Source organism: Enterococcus sp. 3H8_DIV0648 (genome assembly GCF_002140655.1).
Taxonomy (GTDB): Bacteria; Bacillota; Bacilli; order Lactobacillales; family Enterococcaceae; genus Enterococcus_A; species Enterococcus_A hulanensis.
Map to the genome: position 1 here is coordinate 1,252,026 of NZ_NGLG01000002.1, position 8,338 is coordinate 1,260,363.

The following is an 8,338-nucleotide window of genomic DNA, read 5'->3' on the forward strand; positions in this document are numbered from 1 at the left end:
ATATACATCTTTGTAAACCTCTGGGTATCATTATTGATAGCAGTTAACAAACCAAGCCAAACCTCCCTTTAATTATGAGGAGGTCTGGCTTGGTTTTTCTGATTTTAAATTGCCGTTGACTGTCCTTCTCCTAAATCTTCATCCTTGGGCAATAGTTCGTCCGGGATGGAATCTAAGATATCTTCAACGTTTGGGATTTCAAAGCCTTCTGGTTTTTCCTCGGACCAGGTCTTTCCGCCATCCGTGGAGTAGAGGGTTTTGCCGTCTTCAGATTGTTTAGTGATGACGGATTTCACGTTATCTTCAAAGCCTTCTGGTGCTTCTTCGGACCAAGTTTTTCCACCGTCTGTTGAGTATTGGATCTTGCCATCTTTGATTTTCATCGAGACACCACCTTCAACTGGGACAGTGAAGCCATTCTCAAGCCAATCTTCTATTTCTTTTAATGGCTCCGACCAGGTCTTTCCGCCATCTTCGGAATATTTCCATTGATTGTTTTCTGGATCAAATTCCGAGATGTTTTTGCTATCTTCGCTTTTCCAAGTTAATTTGCCATTCTTATCGATTTCCACGCCTTCTGGTTTTTCTTCCGTCCAAGTTTTCCCGCCATCCGAAGAGAATTTCCATTTATCGTCTTCCCGTTTCATGATCACACTGTTGCCATTTTTATCGCTGAATGGGAATTTGAAGGTATCTTCAGTAGCGGAGCTATTTATATTCTCTGAGGTAGAATTTTTATAGCGCAGCCGGCCGTTCTCGTCTTCGTAAATACCTTCGGGCGGTGTTGTGGACCAGGTAGAGCCTTCATCGGAGGAGAATTCCCATTTTCCGTTATTGCGACGGATTTTTACATCGTCCAACTTAGTTTTTTGCGTCTTTTTGTTAGAGAAGGAGACATTCGCTTGGCTATTGGCCTTTGCCTCAGTGACAGCTTTACCGATGTTATAGGAGACAATGGAAAGCCCCACTAGAATAGTGACCACTACGACTCTGACTGTGAAGGGAATATTCCTTAAGATAGTGGACCAAGTTGATTTTGGTTTTCTGTTATTCATATTAACGACCCCATTTCAATTTTGATGATTTCAATATAACGGGCGAACCTATAATGAAGCTGTACTTCAGAGAGCGGATCAGGATTTTGGCTAAAAATGAACCAATTGTTTTATTGATTTAGTTATTTTTATAATTCAAGGTTGGTTAGAGCTTGATCCTTTATAATGGAAAAGAGTCTAGGTGTTAAGGAGGACGATGGATGAAACTTTTACTAGTTGAAGATGAAGCGATGTTGGCTGAGGCAACGGCACAAATTTTAAAAAAACAAGGATACATGGTAGATATCGCGGCAGAAGGAGAATATGGATTAGACTGCCTGCTTTCTGGTGTGTACGACTTAGCGATTTTAGATATCATGCTTCCCAAAAAAGATGGGTTAGCGATCTTAAAGGAGGCACGAGAAGCAGGGATCGAGATTCCGATTCTGATGTTAACGGCAAAAGGAGAATTAGACGATCGAGTGGCTGGCTTGAACAGCGGAGCGGACGATTATTTGAGCAAGCCCTTCCAATATCAGGAATTATTGGCGCGTTTAAAAGCTTTAAGCAGACGCAAAGGGGCTTTTAAGATCGATGGCATTCTTTCCTTTGGTGATTTTGAACTGAATCCGTACAATTTAAGTCTGAAAACTCAAACAGGAGAGCTGGGGTTAACCAAAAAAGAAGCCAATATTTTGGAAATGCTCGTGTCAAATTATCCGCAGCTATCTTCAAAGGATCGGATCATTGAAAAGGTTTGGGGCTATGATTCCGAAGCGGAATACAATCATGTGGAGATGCATGTGTCACTTTTACGAAAAAAAATGAGACAGGTCGAGAGCGTGACTCAGATCAAGGTTGTACGAAATTTAGGCTACCGTCTAGAATTTACCAGTGGTGAAGGCGATGATTAATCAGTTTAGAAAACGCTTGATCACGCTGACGACTATTTTTGTAGCGATTATTTTGACAACAGCTTTTGCGGCGATTTTTCTCACCACGTATCTGAAGCAAAAATCGGATAACCTTGAAAAATTGAATCAGGCGGAGCAATTACGAATTACCGGCGGCAAGGTAACCTTTGACGAAAAGAGTGATGATATGGTGGAAATCAATCGCATCGTTCCTGGCGCAGGAGTCTATTTCAATATGCTGGTAGACAAATCCGGCAAGCCGATGATGATCGATTCCGCCTTGAAGCTGTCCAAAAAGCAATACCACAAGGCCGCCAAATATGCGTGGAAGAACCGAGCGGGCGGAGTCGTGAAAATAAATGGGCGAGAATGGCAGTACGTTGTCGCGCCGGCGATTGCGAAATTTGATTATGGCAGCAAGGAGCAATCTGTCGAAAAAGATGACGAGACGTATCTCATGCGCTTTTTGGACATTACAGACTCAAAAAAGAGTTTGTCTTCGCTGGCGATTACGTTGACTATTGTAGGGATCGGACTAATGCTTCTTTTCTTTTTGGTTATTATTTATTTTACCAACCGTGCGATCCGACCAATGGAAGAGGCTTGGCAAAAACAAAAGCAATTTGTCGCCGACGCCTCGCATGAATTGAAGACACCGCTAAGTATTATTTCAACGAATGTTGGCGTACTTTACACTAGTAAGGACGAGACGATCAGCGAGCAGTTGAAATGGTTAGACAATATTTCTAGCGGCATCGACCGAATGAATGGCTTAGTCAATAACCTGCTGAGAATCGCAAAAACAGATACCAGCTTTGAGCAGCTGACGATTTCTGAGGTGCAGCTTGATCGAGTTTTGGAGAATTCATTTTCGCATTATGAAGCGAAGTTCGAAGCAAAACAGATCACTGTAAACAAAATGATCGCGAAGGTCACAGCGAGAACCGATGAAAACCTATTAGGTCAGTTGTTTGATATCTTTATGGACAATGCCAGCAAATATACCAATAAAAATGGTTCCTTTGATCTTATCCTAGGAACAAAAGGCAAAGAAACTACGATCAAATTTAAAAATACTGGCGATGGAATCGCTGAAGAGGATCTTCCGAAGATTTTTGACCGCTTTTATCGAACGAATGAGGTTCGGCAAAAATATGCAGGCAGTTACGGCTTAGGACTTTCGATCGCTCAAAGTATCGTGGAGCAATTGGGTGGGAAGATCGAAGTTAAAAGCAGCGTGAAGGAAGAGACGGAGTTTACTATCTGCCTGTCTTCGAAGAATAGCAGAGATGGAAAATATAAAGTAATTTCGTGATATAGAAAAATATATTAAGAGAAAGTTGCGTATCTTCTTTAAAACAAAGGAGGAATTTAGTATGTATTTTAAAAATGATTTTGGTAAAGCCTATTTAGAAAATGAGAAATTATATGTCGACACAGATGTTTGTACGATCACCATCGAGCCAAAGGAAAACCAAGCAGGAAAAAATTTCTTGCGGGACCAGTTTAAAATGGAAGTGTCGAGGCTTCAAATGGCTCAAATGGTTTTACCGCCCAAAAAATAAAGTCTAAGCAAAAACTCACCAACAATTAAACTGCTCCTCCTAACTAGGACAAAGAGACAATTAAGTTCTAGTTGGGAGGAGTTTTTTGCATCGTGATCAACGCGAGATTGACGATTCAAGGTTCATTATAGGTTGAATCGCTATAGTGAGATCAGCACATTTCAAAAAATCATAAGGCAAATAGAAAAGAGGTCGCAACATGCAGGAAACCATTTTAAAAACGAATGATTTAACAAAAAAATATTCTGGCGGAGCCAGCATCAGAACGATAAATATGGCGTTAAGAAAAGGTGATATCTATGGATTTATTGGTCAAAATGGGGCTGGGAAAACTACCTTATTACGGATAATCACCTCGTTGATCCACCCAACCAGCGGGAATCTTGAACTTTTTGAAAGCAGCGAAGAACGCGAATTGATTCTAGCTAGAAAAAGAATTGGCGCGATGATCGAGACCCCAGCTTTTTTTTCCAAAATGACCGCACGCGAAAATTTAGAATATTATCGCATCCAAAGAGAAATCGCGGATACTAATGAAATCGAACGGGTTCTGAAATTAGTAAATCTAGACAATACCGGAGGTAAACGATTCAATCAGTTTTCTCTCGGTATGAAGCAGCGGCTTGGACTTGCATTAGCAATCATGGGTGATCCTGAATTATTGATCCTAGATGAACCGATCAATGGATTAGACCCAAGCGGAATGATCGAGTTTCGCGAAATCATCAGTAAGCTGAATCAAGAGAAACAGATTACGATTCTGATTTCGAGTCATATCCTTTCAGAGCTTGCGCAGGTCGCGACAAGGTACGGAATTATTCATCAAGGCAAGCTCATAAGGGAGTTTACTAAAGAAGAATTAGAAAAAAACACGCAAGGATACATCACTATGAAGGTGAGTAGTGCGGTGAAGGCGGGAGAAATTCTCAGCTCGGCGATGAATCCAGAACGCTTTGAAGTTCATTCTACTGAAGAAATTCGGCTTTTCGATTGCCATAAGGATTCCTCGAAAGTAATCGAGCTTTTAAGCTTAAACGGTATAAAAATCTATGCATCAAACGAAGTGAAAATAAATTTGGAAGACTATTTCATCCATGTTATCGATGAAATAGCTTGAGGGAGCACAAGATATGACGAGTATTATTAAATCAGATATTTTTCGCATAAAAAAAGGATCAGCCGTGCGTAATGTCTTTCTAGCAGGGATGATCATCATCATTATCACAGGGATCAACATGTTCAATTCACGCAGCGGATTTGGCGGTGTGGGCGTCCAATCTTCGGCCAGTGCCGCTCGAAGCTTACCTGCAAATGGTGCGCAGTTTGTTCAGCAGATGCGGGATGACGGGTTATTTCCATTCTTTATCTTAGCGTTTGCGGTGGCGGTTTTAGGTGCAGATTACTCAGCAGGAACGATCCGCAACAGCTTATCTTATTTCGTGGATCGAAAAAAAGTATACTTTGCCAAATGTATTACCGGATTTCTATGCTGTTTAATCTATACGCTGGTTTGCTTAATCGTAAGCTGCATTGCAGGAGTTATTCTTTTTGGATTTGACGGCTTCAGTCTAACCATGGTCAGTCGGATTTTGACTCAACTGATACTTTCCATCCCGCTATATATTGGGATGATCGCTATCGGGAATGGACTGCTGGTTTTTACCAAGAAAACAAGCATCACCATTGCTTCTTATTTAATTGGATTAATCATTTTTCCATCCGTCACTTATCAAATCTATCAGCTGTTTCCAAACGCAGAATGGCTAAAGCTCTGCGATCCTTTGTCAGCCTTTTCCTTGCTGTCGAGATTTTGGGAATTTCCACTGATGTATGTAGGGATGGTTCTGCTGTTTTGGATTATTTTAGATGCGATCGTACTGTTCCTTGGTATGCGTGTGTACTCTGAAGCAGATGTGATCTAGTTCTGTAGGCATTCTTTTATAAAACCTAAGGAGACTTTTATGCTAAATACAAAAAAATCAATTTCATCATTTCTTATGATCTGTTTTGCTTTAAGTGCAATCTTCTACTTTCTTATTATCCACTACCAATGGATGAATATGGCTTATCTATTGATGTGGTGTCCTGGAGCGGCGGCAATAATTGTCAAAAAAATCTATTATCCAGAAGAAAAGATTTTCAACTTAAAGAAATTTAAACTGCGATATGTTTTATTAGGCATAGGTATTCCACTTATTTATAGTATTTTGTCCTATGGTATCTACTTATTCTTGAGTGGAAAAGATGTAGTTTCAGGAAATATGGCTTGGACGCTTTTAAAAAATCCATTTACGCTGATTTTGTATGTATTGATATTCTTAATCACAGCACTTGGAGAAGAGTTGGGTTGGCGCGGCTTTTTAAATCGTGAACTATACAAGCTCTTGGGGTATCGTAAAGGAGCATTTCTCACAGGGGTAATATGGGCGATTTGGCATCTGCCGTTAATCATCACGGGGTACGTTTCTAGCATTCCAATTTGGTATCAACTCCCTTTATATGTTATCCAATGTATCGCCATGTCTTATCCAATGTCTTATTTGAGTGTTAAAGCAAAAAGTGTGTGGCCAGCAGCATTCTTTCATTTCACTCACAATTTTGTCATTCAAATCCTATTAGATCAATCCATTAGCGGTGAGTATAAATCGTATTTAGTAGGTGAAACAGGGTTACTGACTATCGCAATTCTTTTGATGGTATGTTTTATGTATGCTAAGAAGCCGTTTAATTCATTGGATGAGAGTCGAGCGTTTGAAAATTTATAAACAAATGAAAAGGTTATGCAGGGTAATCGATAAACTGCATAACCTTTTTCATTTTACTTCCAATATTTGAACAAAACCTTTTAATGATTGCTTTTCAGATGATCTTGAAGAAAGACCGTGATGTTGTTTTTAAGCTTATCAAAATCCCCTTGGTAAGTAGCGATATCAACGACTAAAGTTAGTATCTGCTCTTTTCTTAATGTTAAGGTAAAGCCGTTCAGTTTAAAGAAAATATCCAAGGCCATGAAGGCAGTACGTTTGTTGGCATTGTGAAAAGGATGTTTTTTTATGATTTAAGATATTCATAAATCAAAAAATTTTTGGAGGGCTTTTTTGTAGGAGGGATTGTGAGAGAATTTTTGTAATCTACCAATATATTCTCTTTCTATACTATAGTAATAGATACAGTAGATATCTTTAGAAATAAAAAAATAGAGGTGATCAACATGAAACTCACTTCACTCATGAAGAATCAGGTGCGTATGAACCATTAGGATTGCAATAAATGACTACTTCGCAACTAGTGTTGCCGAAAGTTCTTCAGGAAAACCATCGCCTTATGTAAAAAATGCCGGACAGATTTCCCATACAGCTCTCTGACCAAACAGGTGATTTCTTTTGCAAGCATGGAACATATGATATAGTAGGGCCTGTAAATTCGTATCAGAATCTCAGTTCTCCATCCTGCTTTAGCAAGTTTAGTAGAATGACATACATGGTGAGAATCAGCTTCATTTTTTTGGATTTTGAAAAATGAAGCTCTTAATACGAACTAGGAACTAGGAGTGGAACAATGCAAACCTTAAAAGAACGGATTATCGCTGAAAGTAAGCAGCTAGGTATAGATAAAATCGGCTTTACAACAGCCGAACCTTTTGATTATTTGGAGGAGTCCTTGCTGGAGCAGCGCTCGCTGGGCCATACTTCTGGTTTTGAACATCAAAATATCAAAGAACGGCTTTATCCAGAAGAAACATTTGAAAATCCCAAAAGTATCATCGCGATTGCTTTGGCGTATCCGACCAAATTCCACGAAAAGGTCCCTCGGGATGAAAAACGGGGTCAATTTGCTCGAGCTTCGTGGGGAACGGATTATCACTTCATTTTAAAAGAACGGCTGACTAAGCTGATCGCTTTTATCAAAGAACAGGCTGAAACGGAACAAATTCAAGCGCAGTGGCGTTTTGCCCCGCAGGTCGATACAGGTGAGCTGGTCGATGTCGCAGTCGCACAACGCGCGGGTCTGGGATTTATTGGACGCAACGGCCTGTTGATAACGGAAGAATACGGGTCCTTCGTGTACCTTGGCGAAATAATCACGAATATTCAATTTGAACCAGACCAGCCGGTTCCGAATGGCTGCGGCGATTGTACACGCTGTATTACCGGCTGTCCGACTGGTGCCTTATTGGGAGACGGCCGAATGAATGCCCCAAAATGTCTATCCTACCAGACACAAACCAAGGGTATGATGCCGGAGCAATATCGAAAGAAAATGCGCAACGTGATTTACGGTTGCGATATTTGCCAGCTAGTTTGTCCATACAATCGTGGCAAAGACTTTCATTTTCACGAAGAGATGGAGCCAAAAGTCGATGAGGTCTATCCAAAACTGACACCGCTCCTATCCATCTCAAATCGTGAATTCAAGAAACAATTTGGCCACTTAGCCGGATCTTGGCGCGGCAAAAAACCGCTGCAGCGTAATGCGCTGATTGCCTTAGCCAACCTCGGCGGTAAAGAAGCACTGCCAGAAATCAAAGCCTGTCTACAGGATCAGCGACCAGTTATTCGAGGCACCGCTGTCTGGGCATTAGGCCAGTTGAAAAAAAAAGCACCAGATGAAACGATTAGTTTGTTGCAGGAATTGAAAGAAATTGAAACTGATTCGGAAGTATTGAGTGAGATAGCGAATGTTTTGGAGAAGTTTAGTTGAGTTAAGAGGATCGAATACGAGTTATGGTGTTCGGTCTTTTTGTTTTTGAATTTCTTTCTAGCAGTTTTTGTATAGGGAATATATAAATTATGGTTCGAGATGTAACGTTGATAAAGTGTAAAAT

9 protein-coding genes are annotated in these 8,338 nt (G+C 40.4%); 7 read left to right on the forward strand and 2 right to left on the reverse strand.

Annotation, left to right across the window (positions count from 1 at the left end; translation table 11 throughout):
- Positions 1 to 104: 104 nt before the first annotated feature.
- Positions 105 to 1,055, reverse strand: coding sequence for a sialidase family protein (locus tag A5875_RS22200; protein ID WP_088935729.1), 951 nt, complete (start codon positions 1,053 to 1,055; stop codon positions 105 to 107).
- Between the two features lie 200 nt (positions 1,056 to 1,255).
- Here A5875_RS22200 and A5875_RS22205 point away from each other — a divergent pair, with 200 nt between their 5' ends.
- The 6 genes from A5875_RS22205 (at position 1,256) to A5875_RS22230 (ending at position 6,278) form a co-directional block, all read left to right on the forward strand.
- Positions 1,256 to 1,948 carry a response regulator transcription factor gene (locus A5875_RS22205; protein ID WP_088935730.1) on the forward strand — a complete coding sequence of 231 codons (693 nt, stop codon included), beginning with the start codon at positions 1,256 to 1,258 and terminating at the stop codon, positions 1,946 to 1,948.
- The gene (locus tag A5875_RS22210; protein WP_088935731.1) at positions 1,941 to 3,263 is read left to right on the forward strand and encodes a sensor histidine kinase; all 1,323 of its coding nucleotides are present in this window, start codon (positions 1,941 to 1,943) and stop codon (positions 3,261 to 3,263) included. The genes A5875_RS22205 and A5875_RS22210 overlap by 8 nt, the downstream gene beginning before the upstream one ends.
- A gap of 61 nt (positions 3,264 to 3,324) precedes the next feature.
- Positions 3,325 to 3,513, forward strand: coding sequence for a hypothetical protein (locus tag A5875_RS22215; RefSeq protein WP_088935732.1), 189 nt, complete (start codon positions 3,325 to 3,327; stop codon positions 3,511 to 3,513).
- A 199-nt stretch (positions 3,514 to 3,712) separates the two neighbouring features.
- On the forward strand, positions 3,713 to 4,630 hold the full coding sequence (locus tag A5875_RS22220) for an ATP-binding cassette domain-containing protein (RefSeq protein ID WP_088935733.1): 918 nt from the start codon (positions 3,713 to 3,715) through the stop codon (positions 4,628 to 4,630).
- A 13-nt stretch (positions 4,631 to 4,643) separates the two neighbouring features.
- Entirely contained in the window at positions 4,644 to 5,435 is a 792-nt protein-coding gene (locus A5875_RS22225; protein ID WP_176244783.1) for an ABC transporter permease subunit, read from the forward strand.
- 39 nt (positions 5,436 to 5,474) lie between these two features.
- Positions 5,475 to 6,278, forward strand: a complete 804-nt coding sequence (locus tag A5875_RS22230; RefSeq protein ID WP_088935734.1) for a CPBP family intramembrane glutamic endopeptidase — start codon at positions 5,475 to 5,477, stop codon at positions 6,276 to 6,278.
- An 80-nt stretch (positions 6,279 to 6,358) separates the two neighbouring features.
- Here the strand turns inward: A5875_RS22230 and A5875_RS22235 are convergent, their stop codons facing one another.
- Positions 6,359 to 6,571 carry a type II toxin-antitoxin system death-on-curing family toxin gene (locus A5875_RS22235; protein ID WP_441316229.1) on the reverse strand — a complete coding sequence of 71 codons (213 nt, stop codon included), beginning with the start codon at positions 6,569 to 6,571 and terminating at the stop codon, positions 6,359 to 6,361.
- Positions 6,572 to 7,071: 500 nt separating this feature from the next.
- Here A5875_RS22235 and queG point away from each other — a divergent pair, with 500 nt between their 5' ends.
- Complete coding sequence (gene queG, locus A5875_RS22240; RefSeq protein ID WP_088935736.1) at positions 7,072 to 8,214, forward strand: tRNA epoxyqueuosine(34) reductase QueG; 1,143 nt, start codon at positions 7,072 to 7,074, stop codon at positions 8,212 to 8,214.
- Positions 8,215 to 8,338: the final 124 nt, after the last annotated feature.

Excerpts from the sequence above, each read along its gene's own strand:
- A5875_RS22215 (WP_088935732.1), top strand. The coding sequence starts at position 3,325 with ATGTATTTTAAAAATGATTTTGGTAAAGCCTATTTAGAAAATGAGAAA.
- A5875_RS22210 (WP_088935731.1), top strand. The coding sequence starts at position 1,941 with ATGATTAATCAGTTTAGAAAACGCTTGATCACGCTGACGACTATTTTT.
- A5875_RS22230 (WP_088935734.1), top strand. The coding sequence starts at position 5,475 with ATGCTAAATACAAAAAAATCAATTTCATCATTTCTTATGATCTGTTTT.
- A5875_RS22205 (WP_088935730.1), top strand. The coding sequence starts at position 1,256 with ATGAAACTTTTACTAGTTGAAGATGAAGCGATGTTGGCTGAGGCAACG.
- queG (WP_088935736.1), top strand. The coding sequence starts at position 7,072 with ATGCAAACCTTAAAAGAACGGATTATCGCTGAAAGTAAGCAGCTAGGT.
- A5875_RS22200 (WP_088935729.1), bottom strand. The coding sequence starts at position 1,055 with ATGAATAACAGAAAACCAAAATCAACTTGGTCCACTATCTTAAGGAAT.
- A5875_RS22225 (WP_176244783.1), top strand. The coding sequence starts at position 4,644 with ATGACGAGTATTATTAAATCAGATATTTTTCGCATAAAAAAAGGATCA.
- A5875_RS22220 (WP_088935733.1), top strand. The coding sequence starts at position 3,713 with ATGCAGGAAACCATTTTAAAAACGAATGATTTAACAAAAAAATATTCT.